Origin of the sequence: Sphingomonas sp. R-74633 (assembly GCF_013416555.1) — a bacterium.
In the GTDB taxonomy this organism is placed as follows: Bacteria; Pseudomonadota; Alphaproteobacteria; order Sphingomonadales; family Sphingomonadaceae; genus Sphingomonas.
Map to the genome: position 1 here is coordinate 1 of NZ_JACCFG010000002.1, position 24,367 is coordinate 24,367.

General features: G+C 66.0%; 4 protein-coding genes. 1 reads left to right on the plus strand and 3 read right to left on the minus strand.

The window, feature by feature from the left end:
* Nucleotides 1-196, plus strand: a 196-nt coding sequence (locus HZY97_RS06080; protein WP_180141711.1) for a hypothetical protein, incomplete at its 5' end; no start/stop codon positions are given.
* A gap of 139 nt (nucleotides 197-335) precedes the next feature.
* On the opposite strand, the gene HZY97_RS06085 is transcribed toward HZY97_RS06080, so the two are convergent.
* From HZY97_RS06085 to HZY97_RS06095, 3 genes are all read right to left on the minus strand, one after another.
* Complete coding sequence (locus HZY97_RS06085) at nucleotides 336-21,107, minus strand: YDG domain-containing protein (protein WP_180141713.1); 20,772 nt, start codon at nucleotides 21,105-21,107, stop codon at nucleotides 336-338.
* An 11-nt stretch (nucleotides 21,108-21,118) separates the two neighbouring features.
* Nucleotides 21,119-22,831 carry a ShlB/FhaC/HecB family hemolysin secretion/activation protein gene (locus HZY97_RS06090; RefSeq protein ID WP_180141715.1) on the minus strand — a complete coding sequence of 571 codons (1,713 nt, stop codon included), beginning with the start codon at nucleotides 22,829-22,831 and terminating at the stop codon, nucleotides 21,119-21,121.
* A gap of 329 nt (nucleotides 22,832-23,160) precedes the next feature.
* Nucleotides 23,161-24,303 (minus strand): hypothetical protein, encoded by a 1,143-nt coding sequence (locus HZY97_RS06095; protein WP_180141717.1) that lies wholly within the window; start codon nucleotides 24,301-24,303, stop codon nucleotides 23,161-23,163.
* Nucleotides 24,304-24,367: the final 64 nt, after the last annotated feature.

Here is a 24,367-nt window from a genome sequence, read left to right on the forward strand (position 1 = left end):
CTTCTCGGGTGCTCCCACCGGCACCGGCAGCTTCGGCGTCTCGGGCGTCCGCATCGCGCCGGTGCTCGGCACGCTCGGCGTCGGCATCGATGCCCGCGCCAGCAAGAATGTCCGCCTCGGCGTCGCGCTCGAAGGCTCGGCCGGCGAGAACACCCGCGAAGGCCGCGCCTCGGTGCGCGTCAAGATCGGCTTCTGATAACGGCGGAGCCGTAGTCGATAGCGGCGGAGCCGCGGTGCGAAGGGGTCGGAATCCCGCTTCGCACCGGACACCGCCAGCGGCCTCACCCTGGGGGGAGGCCGAGGGCCCGCGCAGGGGGACTGCGCGGGCTCTCTTGCTACTTGGCCCCGTCGCCTTCTGCCCCCTGTCCACCATCGCCCTCGAGATTCCGGGAAGGGTCCTGGTTGACAGAGAAGCTGACGCCGACGCCGGCCTGTAGCATCTTGAGGGCATCGCTCGCGTCCGCACCCGACTGGGTGAGGCTAATGACGAGCGTGCCGGGTATCACGGTGAGCAGATAGTTTGCGGAGAGCGCGAGCGTCCCCTGCCCGATCGCATAATGGCCTACCTGGTCGCCGGCCGCGCGGATCGGCGCACCGGCGAAGCTGTCGCCATTGACCACGCTGCCCGACGAGACCGCATAGCCGAACACCGGATCGGGCTGGCCGAGGATCTTGGTGGCGTCGTTGATGGTGACGGTCACTGCTCGGCGGGTGATGTCGGCCGTCACCGGCGTGGCGGCCAGCGATACGCTGTAGTTGCCGGCATCCGCGCCCGACAGCCCCAGCCCGCTCACCTGCACCGTGCGGCCGGTGCCGGCATTGGCATCGGCGAAGCGATAGGTGGCGGTGCCGGTGACCGTGTCGCCCGAGATAACGCCAGTCAGCGCGATGCGGCCGGTAGCGGCGGTGGTGCCGTCATAGACGCGGCTGTCTGCCGTCGCGATGCCGGTGATTGCGCGCTGGCTGATCACCGCGCTGCCGGTGGCGGTGCCGGTGATCGTGTAGTTGGCCGCGTTGGCGCCCCCCAGCGTCAGGCCGCTGGCGGTGGCGGTGCGGGTACCGGCGTTGCGGCTGTCAAAGGCGATGCCGCCCGCGCTGACCGTCACCTGATCTCCCGAGAGCACGCCGTTCAGGGCGAGCGTGCCGGTGGCGATGGTGGTGCCGTCATAGACGCGGCCATTGGCGGTCAGCGTAGCGGTGATCGCCCGGGCGAGGATGTCGGCCAGGTCGGTCGCGCTGACGTTGACACTATAGTTGCCCGCATCGGCGCCCGAGAGGGTTATGCCGCTCGCGGTGACCGTGCGGCCCGTGCCGGCATTGCCATTGTCGAATGCCATGTTGCCCGCACTCGCCGAGACGCTGTCGCCGGAGACGAGGCCAGTGAGCCCCAGGCTGCCGGTGGCGGTGATGGTGCCGTCATAGGTGCGGTCGTTGGCGGTGAGCGTCGCAGTGATCGCCCGGGCCAGGATATCGGCCAGGTCGGTCGCGCTGGCGTTGACCGTGTAGTTGCCCGCGTCGCTGCCCGAGAGGCTGATGCTGTTTGCAGTCACCGCGCGGCCGGTGCCAGCATTGCGGCTGTCGAAGGTCAGATTGCCGTTCGCAGTCACCTGGTCGTTGCCGAGCACCCCGGTCAGCGACAGCGAGCCGGTAGCGGCGGCGGTGCCGTCATAGATGCGGTCGTTGGCGGTGAGCGTCGCAGTGATCGCCCGGGCGAGGATGTCGGCCAGGTCGGTCGCATTGGCAGAGACGATGTAATTGCCCGCATCGGCGCCGGTCAGGGTGATGCCGCTGGCGGTGACCGTGCGCGTGCCGGCGTTCTTGTTGTCGAAGGCCAGCGTGGCGCCCGCCGCACTGACGTCGTCGGTGCCAAGCACGCCGTTCAGCGCCAGCATGCCGGTGGCGTTGGTCGTGCCGTCATAAGTGCGGTCGTTGGCGGTGAGCGTCGCAGTGATCGCCCGGGCCAGGATGTCGGCCAGGTCGGTCGCCGTAGCGCTGACGGTATAGTTGCCCGCAGATGCCCCGGAAAGGGTAATCCCGCCTGCCGTGACAGTGCGGCCGATGCCCGCGTTCCGGTTGTCGAAGCTCATCGTGCCGACATTGGCAGTCACGGTGTCGCCCGCGATCACGCCGTTCAGCGTCAGCGTGCCGGTGGCGGCAGTGGTGCCGTCATAGGTGCGGTCATTGGCGTTCAGCACCGCGCTGATCACCCGCGGATCGATGATCACCGTGCCAGGCACGAAGGCGAAGGTGTAGCCCATCTCGGAGGCGAGCGTGCCGATCGAGCTATAGGCGAAATAGGTACCGGCATTGCTGCCGACTCCGCTGACGTCTGCCGTGCCCGACCAGGCGTCTGCGGCGCTGTCGCCATGGACCAGGTCGGTGATCGTCATGGTGACCTGCGGCGTGGTGCCGTCATAGATGACATGCGCGCTCGACGGCGTGACCGTCAGCACCGGGCGATAGCCGTAGACGAAGCGATTGCCCGCGTTCGGCGCACTGGCGAAGCTGCCCGTGGCGAAGTTGTAGGCGTCGCCGTAATAGCTGGTGCCGGCCAGTCCACCGAAGTCATTGTTGGGATCGGCGAGGCCCGGGTTGCCGCCGGCCTGGGTGTAAACCAGCCAGCGGCCATTGGCTGCGCCGAGCGCGTTGGCACCGCCCAAATTGGTGAACAACCCGTCCGAGGCGAGCGTGATCGCGTCGCCGGCGGCGGACGAGCTGATGCTGGCGCCCCCTGCGATCGTCATGCCGCCGCGCGCCGCGATCACCACGGTGCCGCCCCCTGCCTGCACCGTGCCACCGATGACGAAGTCCACGATGGTGTTGAGCTTCAGCCCTTGGCTGGAGAGATCGCCGAGCACGGCGATGCGATTGTCGCCGCCCAGCGTCGCGGCGCCGGTGATGTTGCCCTGCAGGGTATCGGCGACGATGTAGCCGCTATTCTGGGTCAGCGCGCCGGCGACGCCGAGGTCGAGCAGGCCGCTCACCTCGATCACGCCGTCGAGACCGAGCGAGCCCAAGTTGCGGAGCTCGAAGTCGCCATTGACGGTCACTGCGCCCAGGCTGGCGACGTGCGAGCCGCTGCCGTTCAGGTCGAGATCGACATTGCCGTTCGCCGCCACCACGCCGAGCGTGCTGGCCGAGACGCTGGCGCCGGTGATCCCGCGTGCGACCGCGAGCGATACGTCGCCACCGCTCAGATTGCCGAAGGCCAGGCGGCCCGCGGCGGAGCCGATGTTGACGACGAAGTGGCCCGAGACGTCGCCGAGCGTGACGTCGCCCTGGCCGGCGATGTCGATATGGCCGGCGCCGGTGGTCACGTCGCCGAGAGTCAGCGTGCCCGACGGGCCTGAGATCGCGATCGCGCCGACCGCGTCGATATTGCCGATCCCAAGGTCGCCGGTGCGCACCGCCACCTGGACGGTGCCGCCGTCGATCGCGCCGAGCCCGTCGGCCTGGTAGAGATTGATCACGACATTGCCGCCGGCGTGGATGCTGCTGCCCCCCAGCGTCGGGCTGTAATGGCGCAGGACGTTGGTCATGGTGATCGAGGCATTGTCGGCGGCGCCGAACTGCAGATCGCCGCCCGCGGTGAGCGAGAGGGCGTTGCTGCTCGGATCGATCAGCGTCGCACTGGCGAGCGAGAGGTTGCCGCCCGCGGTGAGCGTGATCGCGCTGCCCGCGCGCAGGTCGCCGATGTTGAGCGAACCATGCGCAGCATTGATCGAGAGGGCGCCGCTGAACAGGAGGCTGGCCGAGCCGAAGTTGAAATCGCCGACCGTGTCGGTGATGCTGAGCGAGCCCGCGCGCGAACCCGCAGGGGCCAGCGCCTCGCCCGCGAAGTCGCCGGCGGTGAGCGTATAATCGTTGTCCACGCTGAGCGCGCTGACGATATCGAGGGTGCCGGTGCCGGCGTCGATTGCGACGTTATGGCCGCTCGCGCCAAGCAGGTGGACGCCTTGCCCGATCACGGTGAGGCTGCCCTGCGCACCAAGGCTCAGCGAGCCGGTGATCGCCCCACCCTGCGCCTGGACAAGGATGTCGCCCGAGGAGTTGAGCGTGCCGCTGGCGCCGAGATCGCCCGCAATATCGATGATCGTGACGTCACCAAGCGCGGCCGCGCCGCCCGCCAGCGTCGGCTGGAGCGCGTCGCCGCCAAAGTCCGCTGCGGTCAGCGCGAAGCTGCCGCCGCGGCTGCCGACGTCGAACATCGTCAACACGCCCGGCGTCGACACGGCGATATTATAGCCGCGCACCCGGTTGATCCCAAGGTCGCCCGACTGGATCGCGATGCTGGCGTCACCGGCATCGGCGTTGACGCCGTCAAGGACGCCGGTCACGCTGAGCAGGTTGACCGAGACGTCCCCGCCTGCCGAGGCGATCCAGCCACCGCCGCAACCGCAACCGCCCAGCGTACCGCCGGTCGACACCGTGTTGGTCAGGTCCGCGACTGTGCCTGCGTCCGCGCCAAGGGTGACGTTACCCTGCGCCAGGATCTGGAAGCCATTGAGCGCGGTGAGGCCGCGGATCGTGGCGGTGTCATTGGTCTCGAGATCGGCATAGCCGGTGACCGAGACCTGGTTGATCGCCAGATTGCCGGTCGCGCCGACTGTCAGATCGCCCGACGCACCAAGCGCGTCGATCGTGACCCCGCCGGTGTCGCCATAGATTTCCGCATTGCCGCCCGCACTGAGCGACGCAGCGCGTACCGTGCCGCCCTCGATATAGAGGAAGCCGCCGGCGGAGAGATTGGCGATGGCCGTGGTGTCGATCGTGCCGGTGCTGTTCAGATAGAGGTCGCCGGCGCTGATGCCGCCGCCGCCAAGAGTCAGGTCGCCGCCCACCGCCTGAAGATCGACGCTGTCGCCCAAGGCCCGGTTCACGGTGAGCGAGCCATTGCCCAGATAGGCGGTGGCGTCGCCGGTGAGGCCCTGGATCAGGCCGATCGTCAGGTCGCCGGTCAGCACATTGACCACGGCGTGGTTGGCCTGGACGAGGTTCAGCGTCGCCGAATGATCGAGGTTCACGAACGCGCCGGCGGACCCGATGACATTGGCGTTGCCGCTGGAGCCCGCCGCGCGCTCGAAATAATTGTCGTTGCCGATCGAGGCATAATCGTCCGCACCGAGCGTCGCCGAGCCGAGGACGCTCTGCACCGTTAGGTCGCCGGTGGCGCCGGTGAGGGTCGCCTGGCGCAGGATCGCGCTGCCGAACAGCGAATAGACGCTGATGTCCCCGCCCGCGCTCGCATAGCCGGCGGTCGTCGGGCCGAACTGCGCCGACAGGCCGACATCGGTGCCCGCCTCGATGCTGCCCGTGACGGTGAGCCCCTGGTTGCTGCGAAGCGTCGCGCTGCCGCTGGTGGCGGCGGCGTGGAAGACCGTGAAGGCGCCGTTCGTGGTGGAGACGTCAAGATCGGTGGCAGCCAAAATCTCGTAGACATCGGCCGAGTTGGCCGAGCCGGTCACCGCGCCCGAAAGCGAGTGGATCGTGCCGTTGTTGAGCAGGCCAGCGACCGAGAAATCGATGCCGCCATTATATTCGAGCGTGGTGCCGCCCATGTCGAGCGCGCCAAGGCTGGCCAGCGTCCAGGTGCCCGAGCGCGTGCCGATCGGCGCCAGCGCGGCGCCGGTGAAGCTGCTGCCCGTCAGCGTATAGTCGCGGCCGACATAGGCAATATTGCCGATATTGACGGTGCCGGTGCCGTTGAGCTTCACGTCATAGAGGCTGCTCGCCTCGAGCAGGTCGATATTGGCGCCGTTGACCGTCAGCATGCCCTCCATCGTCAAGCCGGCGCCGAGGCGCGTGGTGCTGCCGAGCACGTTGCCCGCCTGCGCCGTGACGGTGGCGTTGCGACGGGCAGCGAGGTCGCCTGACAGGGTCAGGTTGCCGGCAGTATCGGTGACGAAGATATCGAGCGGGCTGCCGCCCAGGATGTTGAACGCACCCGCGCTGAAATCGCCCGCGGTGATCGAATAGACGCCCGGCACGGTGACCGAGGTCATCTGCAGATTGTTCGCCGCGACCAGCGTGACGTTGGCGCCGCTGACGGTACCCAGCAGGAGGTCATCATTGTTGACCTGCGCCTGCACGTTGCCCCCGGCGGCGGCGATATCGATCGCCTGATCCATGCTGTCGAGGTTGACGGTCGCGCCATTGGCGCCGCCGTTGATCGTCACGCTGCCCGTCGCACCGTTGAACAGCAGCTTGTTGGCCGTGGTGATGCCCGCCGGCGTGCTGGCGCCGAGCGTCACGCCGCCGCCGCTGAACACCATGTTGTGGCCATCGGACTCGTCGTCATTGCCGCTCGAGCCGATCGAGGCAGCCGCGAGCGACACCATATGGGCAGCATCCGCGGAGACCGAGATATCGTCGCCGGCCTGGACGGTGAACAGGTTCACCGCACCGTTGTGGCTCATCACCGCGACATCGCCGTCGGCGTCGATCGCCGAGCTGATCGATACGGTGCCGTCCGCCTCGAGCCAGAGATTGCCGGCGGCAGTGACCATCGGCGAACCGATCGCCAGGGTGCCGCCGCCGCTGACGATAACGCTCGCGTTGCCGGGGCTGGTGAGCGAAGCGAGGACGAGGTTGCCGACATTGCTGATCGCGATGTCACCGGACAGCGTGGTCAGCGAGAGCGAGCCGAAATGATTGGCGCCGAGCAGGCTGATACCGTTCTGCGCCGAAAGCGTGGTCGAGCTCGCGGTGATCACACCGCCCGACTGGGTGATCTGGCCCGCGGTCGAGCTCAGCACGACGGCGTCGGCGACGATGTTAGTCGTGATGTCGAAATCAGCGGCCTGGGAGAAGCTGAACAGCGTCGGGTCGATCAGGCCGAGGCGCACGATGTCCTGATTGGTCAGGACGACATCGCCGATCGCCTGGATATTGAGCGTGCCGGTGTGGAGTATGCCGGTCGCGCTGTTCTGGATCGCCGGGCCGCTCGCCACCGTGCTGATCAGTGAGACGCTGTGGGTGCGGTTGGCGGGGGTCTGCCACACATCGGTGGTGATATCGGCATCGATGGTCAGCGAACGATCGGTGGCGACCAGGATGTTACCGGCGAACGCCGTGATCGCGCCCAGGGTCGAGATATGGTTGGCCCCGCCGAGCAGGAAGTCACTGGCGGAACCACCCTCGACCCGATCCGAGGTAATGACGCTGCCGGCCGCCTGGGTGACCGAGCCGTTGCCCGCCTCGAGCTCGAGTAGCTGGCCGCCCGCTATGATCGCGCCGGTGAGATCCACCGAGTTGGCGCCGAGATGGACCGTGCCGTTAAAGGCCGAAATGTTGCCGAAATGGCCGACATTGTCGGCACCGAACAGCAGTGAGATATCGCCCGTGTTGTTCGCGGCGGTGATCGTACCGCTGATATTTGAGGGCGCGCCGGTGTTGAGGATCGCGCCGTTGGCATGGAGCGACAGATCGCCGTCGACCACTGCGTTGTTCAGGCTGATCGCGCTGGTAGCCGCGGTGACATCCGCATCGCCGTTGAAGTTGAAGTTCAGCTCGAGCGTGCCCGACGGCGTGGTGATGTTGCTCAGCGTCGCGGTGCCGGCGGTGCCGGTGTTGCTGAGGCTGATCATCGGCGTGGTGATCGCGCCACCGCTGGCCATGGTCAGTGCGAAGTCGCTGGCAATGCCCGAGCGGATGAAGGCGATGCTGTTGGAGCCGTGCAGCCAGCCGGTGATGTCGGTCTCGCCGACCGCCAGCGAGATATTTTCGCCGAAGATGTTGCCGAGATGGGCGATCACATTGTCGCCGAGCATCTCGACATCGCTGCCGGTGGCGTCGATCCTGAGCAGGTTGGCCCTCACCGAATTCGCGGTGATACCGTCCACGGTGAGATCCACCGTACCCTGCGCGGCGTCGATCAGGTTGGCACCGAGGAGGTGCGAGCCGGTGACCAGCGTGATGTCGCCGTTCGCCGAGGTCAGATTGTCGATATAATTGAAGCTGCCGCCGTTCAGGTCGACGCTGCCGGCCGCGACGAAGTCGATGATGTTGGCGGTGAACAGAGCGCCGGGATTGGAGATCCCGCCGGTGTCCGAATAGAGACCGAACGTGCCCCCCACCGCGCTGTTATTGCCCCAGAGCTCGATGTCGCCGACGTTGCGGAAGAGGAAATCGCCGCTCGTGGTGACTGCGCCGAGTTGACCGACGGTGTTGGCCTGCCGCAGGTCCGCGCTGCCCGCCGCGACGCTCAGCGACTGGCCGCTGATCGTGCCGTCGGTCTGGTTGATGCCCGCAGCACCGTTCAGCGTGACGGTGGTACCCGCGGTGATGTCGTCGGTCAGCGTGTAAGCGGTCGCGCTGTTATAGGTCAGCTCGGTGCCGGCGCTGAGCGCGCCGATATAATCGATCGCATTGCCCCGGTTGAGCGAGAGCGAGCCATGCGCCGAGGCCGTCAGCGAGCCGCCGACCATAACGCCCGACTGCCAGATATTGCCGTTGGTCGAGGTCAGGTCGATCGCATGCGCGCCGGCATTGATCTGGTCGATCGTGAAGGTGCCGTCGTTGACGAAGGTCACGTTGTCGCCGAACAGCCGGACGGAGCCGCCGCTGTCGATGAGATTGGCGGCATCGAGCGTGATGTCGCCGGCGCCGGTCACATCGAGCCAGATCGACTTGATCCGTCCGCCGGTCTGCGTGACCGCACCGCCGGCATTGAGCGTGAAGGTATCGGCGACATCGATGTTGTCGGTCAGCGCAACTGCATCGAGGCTGTCGACCCTGACATGGCCGACCGTGGTGTTCACCGTGCCGAGCGACGCGATATGGTTCGTGGCGCCATTCAGGTCGATATCGCCATAGCCGTTCAGGTTGAGCAGGTTGGCGGTGATCGAGCCGGAGGTCTGCCGGACGAAGCCGCCATTCGCCACGCCGCCGAGCGTCACGCTATCGCCGCTGATATCGCCCTGGATGTCGAGCAACCCGGAGACGATCGACACGTCGCCGGTGGTGGTCGTCGCGCCGTACACGTAGCTGAGATTGCCGGTGAGCGAGATGCCCGTTGCGGCCTGGACCGTGATCGCGCCGCTGTTGACCGACCCGCCTGCCATCGAGATCGACCCGTTCAGGCTGGTCAGGAAAGTCTGGTACATCCCGTTCTGGAACGCACCGGCGATCGTGAAGCTGCCGTCATTGACGAACTCGAACTGGTATCCGTTGAACGCGCCGACCGAATTGACATGGTTCGCGGTGTTCAGCCCCACCACGCCGTTGGAGGTGTTCACCGTCAGCAGATTGGCGGTGATGTTGCCGCCGGTAATGTCGCTGGTGTTGTTGATCGTGACGTTGTGGGCGCCGGCGTTGATCGCGTCGATCTGCAGCGCCACGCCGTTGTTCAGGGTGAGGTCCGAGCCGGTCGAGATCAGCCCGATGCGGCCGATCTGGTTGCCGGCGTTGCTCAGGTCGACATTGGTGCCGGTGGCCGAAAAGGTGCCGGCGAGGATCGAGGTGCCGGCCTGCTGGGTGACGCTGCCGGTATCCGAGATCATCTCGACGATGTGGCCGGCGGCATTGATGTTGCCGAGTGCGAAATTGCCTGCGTTGCGGAAGCGCAGGTCCTTGCCGTTCGAGTTGAGCGTCGCGCTGCCAACCTGGTTGTGGTTGAGCAGGCTGATGCCGTTGGCGGCCCCTGCCCCGCTCGTCGCTAGCAGCACATCGGTATGGATGGCCTGGACGCCGGTCTGGGTGATGTTGCCGCCTGCGGTGATCTGAACCAGGTCGGGCGCGGTGATCCGGCCGTCGAGCGTCAGGCCGGTGCTGGTGTTGAATGTGAAGCCGCCACCGGCGGTGACGTCGTTGAGCGTGCCGATCGCGTTGGCCTGATCGAGCACGACGTCGCCCGCAGCCGCGCTGGCATCGAGCCGGTCAGCCAGGATGCCGCCGGTCTGGCGGATGTCGCCGCTGTCCGCAGTCAGCGAGAGCAGGCCCGGCGTGTTGACGATGCCGAGCAGGATGCCGTTTACCGAACGGAAGGTGATGTCGTCACTGGCCGTGAAGTTGCTCGCCGTCGTCGAGCCGATGTCGTTCGCGCTGAGCAGCGCGATGCCATACGCGGTCAGGTCGAGATGATCCGCGGTGATCGCGCCATTGGTCTGGCCGATATAGCCCGAGACACCCATGGTCAGCGCGCCACCGGCGTGGATGACGCCGTCCAGCGTCAGGCCGACAAAGCTGTTGTAGTTGATCGATCCGCTTGCGGTCAGGTTGCCGAGCACATCGACGAAATTATACGCGCCCAGATCGATGTCAGTCGCCTGGGTGACGTTCAGCCTGCCGGTCCAGATCGAATTGCCGGGCACCAGCAACTGGCCGACCGAGCCGGCGTTCGAGGCGAGATTGACCACGCCATTCTGCGCAGTAATCGCGTTGACGACCAGATTGCCCTGGTTGCGCAGCGTGATCGTATGGCCGTTCGCGGCGGTGGCATTATAGATGCCGACGGCGTTGGCGAGATTGAAGTCAAGGTCGCCCCCCGCATTCAGGTTGAGCGTGCCGGCGGTGACCGTGCCGACGCCCTGGCTGATCGAGCCTGTGCCGAGCGCCGTGAGGCTTACCGTATCCGTGGTAAGAATGTTGCGATTGATGCTGAAACCAGTGGCGCTGACGATCGAAATGTCGCCGGTGCCAGCGGAAACGTTCGCGAGCAGTGAGGAGAAGCTGTTGGTCGGATCGTTGAGCGTGATCGAGTCGCCCCGTACCATCAGGGTATGGACCTGGATCGCGCCGCTCTGCGTGAGCGCACCGCCATTGGTGATGACCTCGCCTGACTGTGCGGTGAGGCCAAGGATATCCACCGCCCGCGCGCCAACCAGGCTGACCATATTTCCTGTCAGATCGACATGGAGCACCGAACCGCTCGAATCGATCTGGTTCAGGAAAATGTCGCCTATCGCATTTGCTACCAGCGTATCGGTGATGATCGAACCGCTGGGATAGCTATAGCTCAAGTCGCCACCCGAGCTGATCGCGAGCCGATGGGCACCGACATTGACCTGACCGGCGATGTTCAGGCTGGTGCTGGAACGGAAGGCGCTATCTCCTCCCGCGCTGACATTGCCCAGCGCGCCGATCCGGCCACCCAGATCGATACCGCCACTCGACGAGGCGTTCAGCGTGTCGATATCGGCATAGTCGCCCAGATTGCCGATGCTGCCATTGGTAACGGTGAGCACGGCAGTCCCGCCCTGCAGGGAGCCGAACCGGGTGTCGCCATCCGAGACGACAGTGATGGTGCCCGTCGGCCCCGTGATCAGGCCGGAGATGTCGCCGAGCTGGTTGGCGGCGCGATCCAGCGTGATGTTGTTCGCGCGAACCTCGAGGAAGTTGCCCGCGGTGTTGATGATCTGGCCACCGCTCTGGGTGACGTCGCCACGGCTCCACAGCTCGAAATAGGGCGCATTGATCGTGCCGGTCAGGTCGACGCTGCCCTGGGTGTAGATCTGGGCGATGGCGCTGATGTCGCCGATGCGGCCGATCTGGTTGTAGGTCCCGGCGTTGCCGCGCAGGCTGTAGCCCTGCCCGCCGCTGAGGTTGATCTTCCCGGCAGTGACCAGGCCGGTGGTCTGGTTGACGGTCGCATTGGCATTCACCACCACAAGCGACAGCGCCTGGCTTCCCAGCGCGTTGATGTCGCCGGTGATGTTGAAGCTGTCGGCGTCGGTATAGGCGATGCCGCCGCTCGCGGCGTTGGTCAGCCCGGTGATGTTCGCGACATTGTTGGTCGTGCTGGTGAGCGTCAGGCCGGTATTGGCATTGGCGCGGAAGCTGGTGGCGGTGATCGCGCCGCTGGCCTGCGTGATCGCACCCGTGGCGCTCAACCAGACATTCTGGCCGGTGGCGGTGACATTGCCCGCCAGGGACAGGTTGCCCCCGGTCGCGAAGACGATGTTCCCGCTGGTGCTGTTGGCCAGCCCGGCGATCATGCCGAGCGCGTTGGCGCTGTCGGAGAAGTCGATGCCGGTGGCGGCGCTGAGCGAGACGCTGGCCGCGCTGACCGCACCCGTCTGGCTGATCGCGCCGCCATCGGAGGTCAGCGAGAGCGCGTCGATGGCCTCGCCCGATATCCCGGTGAAGTTGATACTGCCCAGATTGCGAATGGTGACGTCGGCGGGAGTGCTGCCATCGCCATAAGTGAAACTGGAGCCGGCGCCGGTGAAACTGTTCGCGCCGCCGAGGATGAGATCGCCGCCCGAGTTGGCGATGAGGCTCGTCGCCGCAACCTTGCCGGTACCGCTCTGCGTGATCGAGCCGGCCATGGCGAAAAGCGACGCGTTCACTGCCGAGATCGTGCCGGCCGTCTGTTCGAGATCGCCGCTCGTCGCGGTGAGCGCCGCGCTGGTGGTGGCGGTGACATTGCCGTCCAGCGTGAAGCCGGTGCTGGCGAAATCGATGCTCGTGCCGCTCAGGCCGTGCACCGTTGCGATCTGGTTGTTGCCCGCGATCGATAACGCGCCGCCGGCATTGGCGGTCAGCGAACTGGCCTGGAGGCCTGCACTGTTGACAGTGATGTCCCCTGCCGAACTCAAGGTCACATCGGTCGCGGGATCCAGGAATTGCAGGCTCAGCACATCGCCGTTCAGCCGCACATTGCCGCCGGCGCGGATAGTGGTGGGTACGACGGTGCCGAAGCTGTTGGCACCCATCAGATCCAGATTGACGCCCGTAAGCTCGGTCACATTGGCGTCGATGCGGCCCGTGCCGCTCTGCGCTACGTCGCCATTGCCACGCAGGGTAACGACGTGGGCCGAGATCGTGCCCCCGGTCTGCGAAATCCCGCCGCCGTTCGCGTAGAGATTGACCGAGCGGAGGCCCATCTTCCTCGCGCTGACATCACCCGAGATCGTGAAGCTGCCGGCATTGGTGACGAACACGTCGCCATAGGCTGCGACCAGCTTGCTGAAGCTGTTCACATGGGTGTTGTTGGTCAGGTCGATATGCCCGGCCGTGACCGACAGGTCGTTGGCCGTGACGAAGAAGCCCTGGAGGTTGCCCGCCGCGGTGATGACGGCGTTGCCCGTGGTGTTGACGCTGAACGTGGACGGGTTGGCGTTCACGTTGTTGAAGGTGACGTTGCCACCGCCATTGGACGTGCCGCCGAAGTCGCTCAGGTTGTTGTTCTTGTCGAGCGTGATGCTGCCGGCGGCGGCGGTGAGCACGGTATTGCCGGTCAAAATGCCGGTGCTCTGGGTGATCGAGCCGGCGGTGGCGATCAGACTGGCGCCGTTGAAGTTGCTCGTGGCGGCAAGGTCGATGCTGCCATCGGCGACCAGGGTGAAGCCACTGCTGACAGCGGACGCGCCCAGCTTGATGTCGCCGGCCGTATAGACCGTGGCATTGACCGCCGAGACGGTGAGCATATCGGCATCGACCTTGCCATGCGGCGTCGTGACCGTGCCCACGGTGGTGGTGCCGGTGGTGATGTTGCCGGTGCTGGCGAGCGCGACGGTGCCGGTCGCGGCAGTGAGGTTGCCCTCGATCGCGAAGCCGCCGGTATCCCCGATCCGGATGTCGCCGGTGCCGGTGGTGAGCCCGGCGAGCGTGGTGAAGTTGTTGCCCGCGCTGTTCAGCGTGATGCCGGTAGCCGCATTCGCAATGAGCGTGGCGGCGGTGATGGCGTCCGTCTGGCCGATGCTGCCCGTGTCCGAGGTCAGCGTGAGCGTGCCGAAGGTCTGGAGCGTGGACGGCAGCAGGATGCTGCCCAGGTTGCGGATCGTAACGGTCGTACCGTTGCCATGGCCGACTTCGGTCAGTGCACCGAAATTGTTCGCGCCGCCCAGCAGCAGATTGCCGCTGGTGCCGGCCGCGAGCCGGTCGGCAGTGATTACGCCGCCGGTCTGGTTGATCCCCTGGGTGGCGTGAAGGATCACGCCACCGCCGGTGATGTTGCCGGTCAGGCCGAGCGTGCTGTCGGTGAAGACTTCGATATCGGTCCCGCCGGTGCTCTTGGCAGTCAGGTCGCCAAGGCTGCGGATTCGGTTGTTGCCATAGGTGAAGCTTAGGCTGCCGTTGGCGGCGCTCGCGCTGAGCATATCGGCATCGATCGGGCCGCCGATGATGTTGCCGGTATCGGAGATCAGCGTGGTGTAGTGGTTGCTGCCGGCCTGGTTGGCGCTCCCGCTCATGTCGAGACTGCCGACCACGCGCAGCGTCAGGTCGTGGGTGACGGTATAGGTGTTGAGCCAGGGGAATTCGTTCGCGCCGAGCAGCGACACATCGGTGGCGCGGAAGCTCAGGCCGTAATCGCCAACCACCACCTTGGCACTAGCGTCCTGGAGGACCAACTGGGCGGCGTCGAGCTCGACGCTGTAGCCGCTGATCGTGCCGCTGTTCTGCAGGAGCGAGCCCAGGCTCGAGTTCAGCCGGACATAGTTAGAGTTGGTCCCACCGTTCGCGGTGACGTCGCCGTCGAGGTTGATGTCGCCCTGGTTCTCGATGTCGATGAAGCCGTTCGCCGTGGTGAGATAGCGATAGCTGCCGACATTGATCGTGACCGTCTGGTCATACATCGAGATCCCGCCGGTCGCGTTGATCCCCACCGAACGCGCGATCACGCTGTCGTTGTTGCCGGCCATGCCCCCGGCATCGACGGTCAGGTCGCCGGCCGTGTCGATCTTGAAGAAGATATCGGCATCGCCGGTGAGATTGATGTTCCCGCCATTGCTCGAGCTCGCCCAGACGACCGCGTTGCCGGTGCTGTCGAGCGAGATGTTGCCGCTGGCAGTCGCGGTGACCTTGTTGGCCAGGATCGTGCCGGTGGCGCCGTGCCCGATCGTGCCCAGATTCGCCGCCAGCGTCGCGTCGCCGCCATTGGTGTTGAGCAGGCCGGCGACGGTGATGTCCTGATCGGTGTCGATCGCGAAATTGCCGTTGGTGGTCACGGTGCCGAGCAGGATGTTGTTGCCCGCAGCAAGGTTGGCGCTCGTGGCGTTGACGTTGAGCAGGCCACCCGAAACAACCAGCCCGTTGTTGGCGGTGGTGATCGCGCCGCCCGAAGTGAGCGACAGCGCGCCCGCCGCGCGGACCTGGCCGGTGAGATCGAAGGCGTCGGCGTCGACGATCGTGACCGCGCCACCGGTGCTGCGGATCGCGCCGAGATGATCGAAGTCGTTCGCGGCCTGATCGAGCACGATGTCGCCGGCCGCATTGGCCTTGAGCGTGCCGGCGGTGATGAAACCGCCATTGGTGCTGGTCTGGCTGATCCCGCCGGTGTCCGAGGTCAGATCGACGGTCGCGCCGGCGCCCTGGACCAGATAGTCGAGCACGATGCCGCCGACATTGCGGATCGTGATGTCGTGATAGGTGCCGCTGGAATCCTTGTCGGTGTTGAGCCCGCCGAACAGATCGATCTGGTTAGCGCCGGTCAGCGAAATACTGCCGTCGGTGGTGACGTTGAGGCGGCTCGCATCGATGATGCCGCCGGTCTGGCTGAGCGAACCTTGCTCGGAACCCAGGGTCACATTTATACCGGTGATGTTCCCGGTCAGCGCCATGTCGCCGTTGTAGGTCCACAGGGAGATCGAGTTCGCGCTGACGTCGCCTACCGAAGCGATCGCGCCCGAGAGATTGACGGACCCCACCCCCGACGCGGTCAGGCGCGAAGTGATGACACCGGAGTTGGTGCTGAGGACGCTGCTCGTATCCGAGATCAGCGTGAGCGCGCCGCCGCCGCGGTAGGAGTAGCTGGCGAAGCCCGGGCTGAGATCGATAAGGCCCAGGTTGCGCAGCGTCAGGTCGCCGCCAACGTCCAGGCCCGTGATCTTGGTGAAGTCGTTGGCCTCGCCCAGCGTGGTGGTGCCACCGCTGGTCAGCGACAGGTCGGTGCTTTGCAGCGTGGCGCCGGCGCCCTGGCTGATCGTGGTGCCGGCGCTAAGCGCGATCGTGTCGGCAGTGAGCGTCGTGCCCGCGTTCTGGGTGATCGCGCCGCTGTTCGAGGTCAGGAGCAGCCAGGCGCCCGTCACATCGATCGACTGGGTGACGTTGAAGCTGCCGGCATTGGCGAAGTTCACGTTGCCGGGCGTGGTCATCGCGCCAAGGTTGCTGACCTGGTTGGCGCCTTGGACATTGATCCCGCCGGTCGCCGACATGGCTAGAGTGTCGGCGGTAATCACGCCGCCGGTCTGGAGTATGTAGCCGGCAAGATCGGTGATCGACACGGTCTGGCCCGCCGCGCTGATGTTGCCGGTAAGGCTGATATGCGACCCGCTGTAGCTGACGATGTTGATGCCGCCGCTGGTCGTGTTGGTGATCGTGCCGAAATTCTGGATGCCGTTGTTGCCGACAAGAGGCGCCCCCGGCAGGTTGATGCCGGTGACGGCGCTCAGATTCGCCGTGCCAGCCCCGAACGTCCCGGTATTGCTTTGGGTGATCGCCCCGCCCGAACTCAGCGAGATCGTGTCGAAATAGACAGATTGGTCGATCAGGAGATCGGTGGTGCTGTTGATCGAAAGCGTGCCGTTGCCGGAGGTGGAGATGAGCCTGTGGATGCGGTTCGCCTGGTTGAGCGTGACCGAATTGCCGCTGCCGACGGTGATCACACCGAGATAGTTGACGTCGATGATTCCACCGCTCTGGGTGATCGACCCCGCACCGGCGGTGCGCAGCGAAACGCCGCCGTTGGTTGCGTTCGCGGTGATGTTGCCCGCGATGTCGAAGCCATTGGCATCTCGATAGAGGATGCCGCCGTTGGTGCTCGTCGCGCCGCCAAGCGTGGCGATGTTGTTGTTGGTGCTGTTGAGCAGCAGGTCGCTTGCGCCGCTCAGGAAGAGCTGGTCCGCGCGGACATAGATGCCGGCGCCGCTGTTCTGGCTGATGCCGCCGGTGTTCGAGGTGAGCCGGAGCGTGCCGCCCGTAGCATCGACGACGCCGCCGAGCGTGATGTTGCCATCGTTGCGGAAGGTGACGTTATGGCCGGTGGTGAACAGATTGGCGTTGAGGCCACCCACCGTGGCGACTGCGTTCGCCTGGTCGAGCGTGATGATGCCATCGGCGCTGACGTTGAGCGTGCCCGCGGTGATCTTTGTGCCGGCGTTCTGGGTGATCCCGCCATTCTGCACGAGCAGGGACATACTCGTGGCAGTGATGTCGCCGGTCAGATTGAATCCGGCTGTCGAGGTGCCGATCTCGATGTCGCCGCCCGCGGTCAGCGCGCCGAGCGAGTCGATCAGGTTGCCCCCACCGCCGAGCAGGATCGAGCCGTTCACCGCCGAGGCAGTCAGCTTCACCGTGTTTACGCTATTGCCGGCGGTGATGTCGCCGGTGTCCGACGTCAGGTTGAGCGCGCCGCCGAAGGTGAAGCCACCGCCCACCGTCGGATCGAGATCGATGCTGCCAAGGTTGCGCAGCGTCAGGTCGCCACCCACCGCGAGATAGGCGATGCTTGCGAAGTCGTTGGCCTGCCCGAGCGAGACATTGCCGCTGCTGGTGATCGACAGCGTGGTGCCGTGCAGCGTGGCGCCGCTGGCCTGGGTGATCGCCGAGGCGCCCTGCAGCGAGATCGCGTCACCGGTGATCGTACCCGAATTCTGGAGCAGGCTCCCGCTCGAGATCAGGCTGACTGAATAAAGGTCCGGGGCGCTTCCGGCGGAGACATTGCCGTCGAGCTTGATGTCGCCATGAAGATCGACCCTGACATAGCCGCCGATCGCGGTGAGATAGCGGATGCTGCCGATATCGGACGCGCTCGAATCCTGCAGGTCGATCGCACCGGCCGCGGTGATCCCCAGCGAGCCTGCGGTCTGATCGCCATTGCCGCTGGCCGAGCCGCCGGACGTGACGGTGACTTTGCCCGTGGTGTTCACCGCGAAGCCGACATCACTGTCGCCGCTCAGATGGATGTCGCCGCCGCCGGTGGAGGTCGCCCAGATATTGGCGTAGCCGGAGCCGGCAAGGGAGATCGCCCCGGTGGCGTCCGCCGTCGTGGTCCAAGCCGAGATGGTGCCGCCATTGCTGGCGATCGCGCCGTTGGTGGTGGCCAGAATCACGTTGTTTGGGCCGGTCCTGATCTCGCCGGTCAGTTCGATATTGCCGTTGCTGCCCAGGTAGAAATTGCCGCCGGCAGTGCTGACATCGCCCAGCTTGATGTCGCCGGCCCCGGTCAGCGATGTGCCGCCGCCGGCGGTTACCGCCAGCGTGCCGCCGAGCGAAAGCGCGCCCGAATAGGTTTCGATCGCCCCGTCGGACTTGAGGGTGATGTTGCCCGCCGCCGCGCTGATATCGCCATCGATGGTGAAGCCATCGTCTTCTCTAAGACTGATATTGCCCGTCGCGCTCGTCAGGCCGGTGACGCTGCCGACGTTGCTCACGATGAAATCCGCATTGTCGAGCGTGATGTTGCCATGCGCCTGGACGTTCAGCGTGTCGGCGGTGAAGCCGCCGTACACCTCGACGTACCCCTCGTCCGAAATCAGCTTGAGCGCGTGAAGGGGAACGAGCCACCCGAGACTAGTTACATTATCGACATACAGATCGCCGACCGAGTGTATCGTGACGTTAGCGTTGGCGCCCCAGGTCAATAGGGGGAAAACGAACCGGTTCGCGCCGGCTAATAGCAGGTCGGTACCGGCAATTGCCTCAAAAGCACTATTGCTTGTCTGCTGAACGCTCGCGCCGCTGTCCTGGTTGATCGCGTAGGTGGCGCGGAGTGAAATGTCGGCTCCGAAGATCGTGCCGGCGGCTTGGGTGAGCGTGCCGTTCGGCGCGACCAGCTCCACCCGACCGACGTCCGCTCGGCCGACATCCCCGTCGACCGTGAAGTCGCCGTCGTTCCAGACACTGATGTTCGTGCCAAGCAGCCGATGATAGGTGGTGACATCGGCCTTGTTGGTCTGGCTGCCGATCGACATGTCGCCGGCGGCCTCGACGGTCAGCGAATCGGCGACGAGGCCGGAGTTCACGACGACATTGCCACTCTCGCCATACAGGCTGACATCGCCGAGCGTGCCGTAGAAATTGAGGTTCAGCGCGTCGCCGCGAATCCGCACGTTGCTGCCGTTGCCGCTCATGACCTCCGAGACGTTGCTCCCGGCGTTGCCCAGATGGTTGCCCGTCTGGTTCAGGTCGATCCCGGTCGCGGCGTTGAGGGTATATCCGGTGCCCAGGCTGATCGTGCCGCTGGTCTGCCGGATCGCGCCGCCGCGCGACGTGAGCGAAAGCGCGCCGCCCGCCTGGATGACGCCACCGAGGACGAGGTTGCCGTCCATCGCGAGCGTGATGTTGCCGCCCGCGCTCAGATCCCCGAACCCGGCGTCGCCGCCGTCGGAGCTGAGATTGATCGCGCCGCCTGCGGTCACGTTCAACCCGCCGGCGACCAGTGCGTTCGTGCCCGAAGACGTCGCATCGCCCCCGACGGTGAAGCGCGCGACCGAGAAGGTGTTCACCTTGAAATCGAGATTGCCCGTCGCGTTGACCGTGACGCGCTCGCCACCGGTGGAATTGGCCGTAAGGCTGGTGAAGCTGTTGGCGCCGCCGAGGTCGATCTCGCCAAGGGCATTGGCGATCACGCTGCCAGCCAGCCCCGCCCCGCCGATCTGGCGGATCGCGCCATTGCTCGCGGTGAGCGTCAGGGCGTCCGGCCGCGCGGTGTTCCCATAATCGAGCGCGATCTTCAGATCGCCGTTGCTGCGGATCTCGAGCGCACCGAGAGGATCGACGCCGTTGAGCGTCGTGTTCGTGTCGAGATTGACCAGGCCGCGGCCGATGATCGCAGCGTTGGCGCCATAGAGGGTGCCAGTGCCGCTGAAGCTGCTGCCCTGCGAAACCAGCGTGATGTTGGCGGCGGTGCGCAGATCGCCGGCAATCTCGAGATTGTCCTCGTTCTGGACGTAGATATCGTCCTGGAACAGGTTGCTGGAATCGAGAACGGTGAGCCCGCCGATCTTGGCGATGTGGTTGTTGTTGCTCTGAAGCGAGATGCCGTAATTGGCGGCGGCAGTGAGCGTACCGGCAGTGATGCCGTTATTGGCTCCGAAGCCGTTGTTGATCCCGCCATAATGCGAGACCATGTCGACCGTGCCGGTGCCGGCGTTGATGGTGCCGTTGGCGTAAAGCGTGTTCGCGGCGAGCAGCGAGATCTTGGACGCAGTGAGCGCGCCGCTGGCGCCCGTACCGGTCACCAGGTCGCCATAGCCGGCATCGGTAACGAAGGTCGCATCGCTCGCCGCGCCGCCCACGATGTTATGCCCGGTGCTCAGCACGATCGCACCGGTCTCGTCGAGCGCCGCGTCGGTCGCGGTAATCGTGCCGGTGTTGATGATCTGGTTGGTCAGCCCGGTCTTGGCGATCGTCGCCACGAACACGCGGTTGCCGCTGATCGCACCCGCCAGGCTGGTGCCATTATTCGAGTTCGTGCCGTCTGCCGCGCTGGCCACTTCGAAGCTCAGCAGGTCCATGTCGTCGGTCGACGTCGGCCGGAAGCTGATCTTGTACTTGGCCGCCCCGCCGATCAGCACATTGCCGCCGTCCTGCGCGGAGATGCTCGATCCCGCCTCGGCAGTCACGGTAGTCGACACCAGCGCGATCGCGCCGCCATGGCTGGTGATCTGCGCGCCGTTCTGCACGGTGATCCCCGCATCGGTCGCCGCGCCGGTGAAGCCGAACTGGGTGGCGTTGCCGTCGAGGAAGCCGCCTGCGCTGGAATCGGTCGCGCGATCGACCGCCGCGGTGGTGACGAGCAGGCCGCCGGTGCTGATCCGGGCGTTGGCGCCGATCACCACGCCATTGGCGTTGTAGATCCAGATATTGCCGCCCACCGCGCCGCCGGTGGAGCCGATCGTGCCGTTGAGGTTGCCGTTAATCGTGCTGCCCGCGCCGCCCACGCGGTTGAGCACGATGTCGCTGCGGTTGGCGAAGACGAAGTTCGCCGTGTCGCCCGAATTGATGTCGAACTTATCCCAGTCGACCACCGTGCGCGATCCGCCCAGCGTCACCGTGGTGGTGTTGCCCGCCTGATTGATCGTCGGCGCCGAGCCGTTGCTTTGCGCGGGCGTGGCGCCCTGGACGAGCTGCGCCTGCGCGGGCGCGGCCCAGAACACGGCGAGCGCGAGCGCACCGAATGCCGAGGTGGTGAAGAGGCGGCTGCTGCGGCGGCGGGGGGCGGACATGATCATATCCCTCAGAAAATCGAGGCGGTGAGGCTGACGAGGACGCGATTGGCGGGCTTGGGCAGATTGGGCGCGAGCCGGTCGAACGGATGCGCCCAGGCCGCGTCGAGCGCGAACCACGGGCCGATCTGGGCGCGGATGCCGTAACCGGCGGAGCGCAGAGTCTGCTGGTCGGCACCCGGGCCGATATTGGTGAGCCGTACCGCGTCGAGGAACGCATAGGGGCGGAACACCGAGCGCTTGGCGAACTGGAAGGGCGCGGTGCTGATCTCAAGCGTCGAGCCCAGCGCCCGGTCGCCCGAGGCTGCCGAAGGATCATAGCCGCGGCCGATCGACATGGTGCCGGCCGAGAACTCTTCGTACGAGAGCAGCGGGGTGTCGGTGTACTGCCAGCTGGTCGAGACGCTTGCGGTGATCGGACCGAACAGGCGGGCGGCGACCTGCAGATCGGCGCGCACCACCGTCGCATCGGGGCGCCCACCGAAGCGCGAGGCGAGCGGATTGCCATAAGGCGTGGCACCCAGCCCATTGATACCCTTGCGCAGTTCGAGCGAGCCCGTGGCGGCCACCGAATGCGAAGCCAGCTCGCGCGGCGCTAGATGCCCGTCGAAGCGAGCGAAGAACACGCGCAGCTTGTCGTCGGTCAGCGTGGCGATGCCGCCTCCGAAATCGACCTTCTGGTCGATCCATTCCAGCCCGCCGGCGACGTTCAGATTGTAGCGGCGGTGGCGCAGGATGGGATAAGTCAGCCGGGCGTTGCCGGCGAAGCTGTTGCCGAGCAGGTCGAGCGGCTTGAGCGCCGCGCCGGGCCGGGTGCGCGCGAACGAGCCCGACAAGTCGAGCTGCAGCCCCTCCCCGCCCAGCTTGACGCTCTCAGTCACCTGGATGACCCGCTGCTCGGGGCTGGCGATCGTGCCATAGCCTATGATCGAGGTGCGCTCGCCCAGCGGCGTGAAGCTGTTGTAATCGACCCGCACAGTGGCGAGGTCGCGGCCGATCGACTGCGAGCCGTAGTTGTTGATGCTGAAGCTCGCGGTGACCGGCGTGCGCGAGATCGCGATATCGAGATCGACCGCGCCATTGCCGCCGGGCGACTGCTTGAGCGACGCCTGGACGATGACGCCGGGAATGTCCGAGGCCAGCAGCAGATAGCGCTGGGCGACGTTCAGGTCGAAGGGCGTCATGCCCTTGAGCTTGTCGAGATAGCGCTCGACCTGGCGCTGCGCTGGGCCGACATCGCCGTGGTAGCTGACCGAGACGACATGCGCTTCGGTGACCGAGAGGATCAGCTTGCCGTCAGCAATGCGCTGCTCGGGGATGTTGACCGAAGCGAGCACGCCGCGGCGCAGATACAGCGCCGCCACCCGGTCGCGGATCGTGCAGATCGTCGCGATCGGCACTTCACGGCCCAGCAGATCGGCATAAGCGAGGCGCAGCTTGTCGTCGCTGAGCGCAAGCTTGCCGCCGGCGCCCTGGAACTCGACGCCGGTGAGCGTGACCTTCAGGTCGCTATTGGCGAACGGGCATGGCCCGGCCTCCATGTCGCGGAACAGTTCGCCGCGCGGCGCGGCCGGCACGGTCCCCTGCTGGGCCGGGTTGAGCTGCTGGCGCGATGGCAGCACCTGGGCCGCCGCCGGGCTGGCGAGCGCGGTGCCCGCGAGAAGGAGAAACGCAGCAAGATTCTTATGCGCGTTGGGGAGATGCTGCACGGCAACCTTCGGCATCGCTCTGCCTTTTTTTGTCTGAAAATTAGAAACCGGAAGGCCGCCCTGCCCCACGACCCGGGCGGGTGATCCTGCGTACGTAGAGTACCGGAGGCGGCGTTTGGCGTCTGTCGCTACTAATAGTGACAGAGGCGGAATGACGTTACGGAATGCTTGGTTCGCACCTGTCGGACCGCGCAACGCACGGCTTTCCCGGCATAAAGTCCCCCAATGCACCGGCGCGATCTCCCCGCCGCGATGACCCGGGCACGGGTGCTAGCAGCGGGCTTGGCGGCCGATAGCTCCCATATGGGAGTGAATTCGCGAGATGGCGTCCGCGAACCTGCGAATCAGCGCAGATTTATCCCGGGTACCGACATTGCGAGCCGCACCAGGTCAAGCTGGCGGTGGCAGCCGGTCTTGGCCTGGATTGCCTTGAGGCGCGTGCGTGCGGTGGAAAGCTGGATGCCCAAGCGCTCGGCGGCGTCGCTGAGCGGCACCCCGGCGACCACCGCGTCGGCCAGCTTCTCCTCGGATGGAGAAAGCCCGAAGCGGCGCGCAATCCACGTCACTGCGCCGGGCGGGGTATCCTCGGGATCCGAGACGATCAGCAGTACTTGCCCCGGCGCCGTCGGCAGCCCGAAACCAGTCACCGAGGCGAGCGGCCACAGCATCGCGTGCAGCGGCGTGCGACCCTCCCGCGGCAGCATGACCCCGTTGAGCGCGCTATCCGCCAGCTGCAGGCGGCAATGGACGATCGCCGTGTCGAGCGCGCGGCTGCACCGGTCGTCGAGGCTGCGCGGCTGCCCGAGGCGGTTGAGCGTGATGCCGTTGCAGCTTGCGACCAGCGCTTCGGCGCGCCGGTTCATCGTGGCGACCCGCCCCTCGGCATCGAGCACGAAGGCCGCGTGCGCCCAGCCGTCGAACACCGCCTGCTGCGCGGTGCCGGGCGTACGCGCCGCGATCATCGCACGCCGCAGCTTTAGCGCGCGGGCGAAATGCGGGGCGAGCAGGCCGAGCAGCGCCATCTGGTGCGCGCGCCGGTCCACATCGTCCTTCTGGTCCGAGAAGGAGAGCGATGCCCAGCCCTCCGGCTCGCGCTCCAGCACCATGCCGCAGCCGTGCAGGCCGAGCCTGTGCGGCCGCATGAAGTCGTTATAATGCTCGGTGCGGAACAGCTCGGCCTTGCTGATGATCGTTTCCGAGCGCGTCGGCAGCCCGACCTGATTGCGGGGCACGAAATCGACGAACGGGCTGTTGGAGAAATAATAGGCCGAATAGTCGCGCAGCGCTGCTTCGGGATAGTTGAGCACTACGCTCAGCTCGTCGGTGGCGCCGGCCTCATGGCTGAACAGCATGATCGTCAGTTCGGGGTAGATCGCCTCGATCCGCTCGACCAGCGGGCGCCACAGCAGCGGATCGAGCGCGGCCTCGTAGATGCCGCCGACCAGCTCCGCCACCAGCATGGGCGTCAGGGGTTGGGGACTTGGCATCGCGCGACTCGTTCTGTCTGCCGGACCTGTCAGGCCCGAAACTACCCGGGACAAGCCTGGGAAA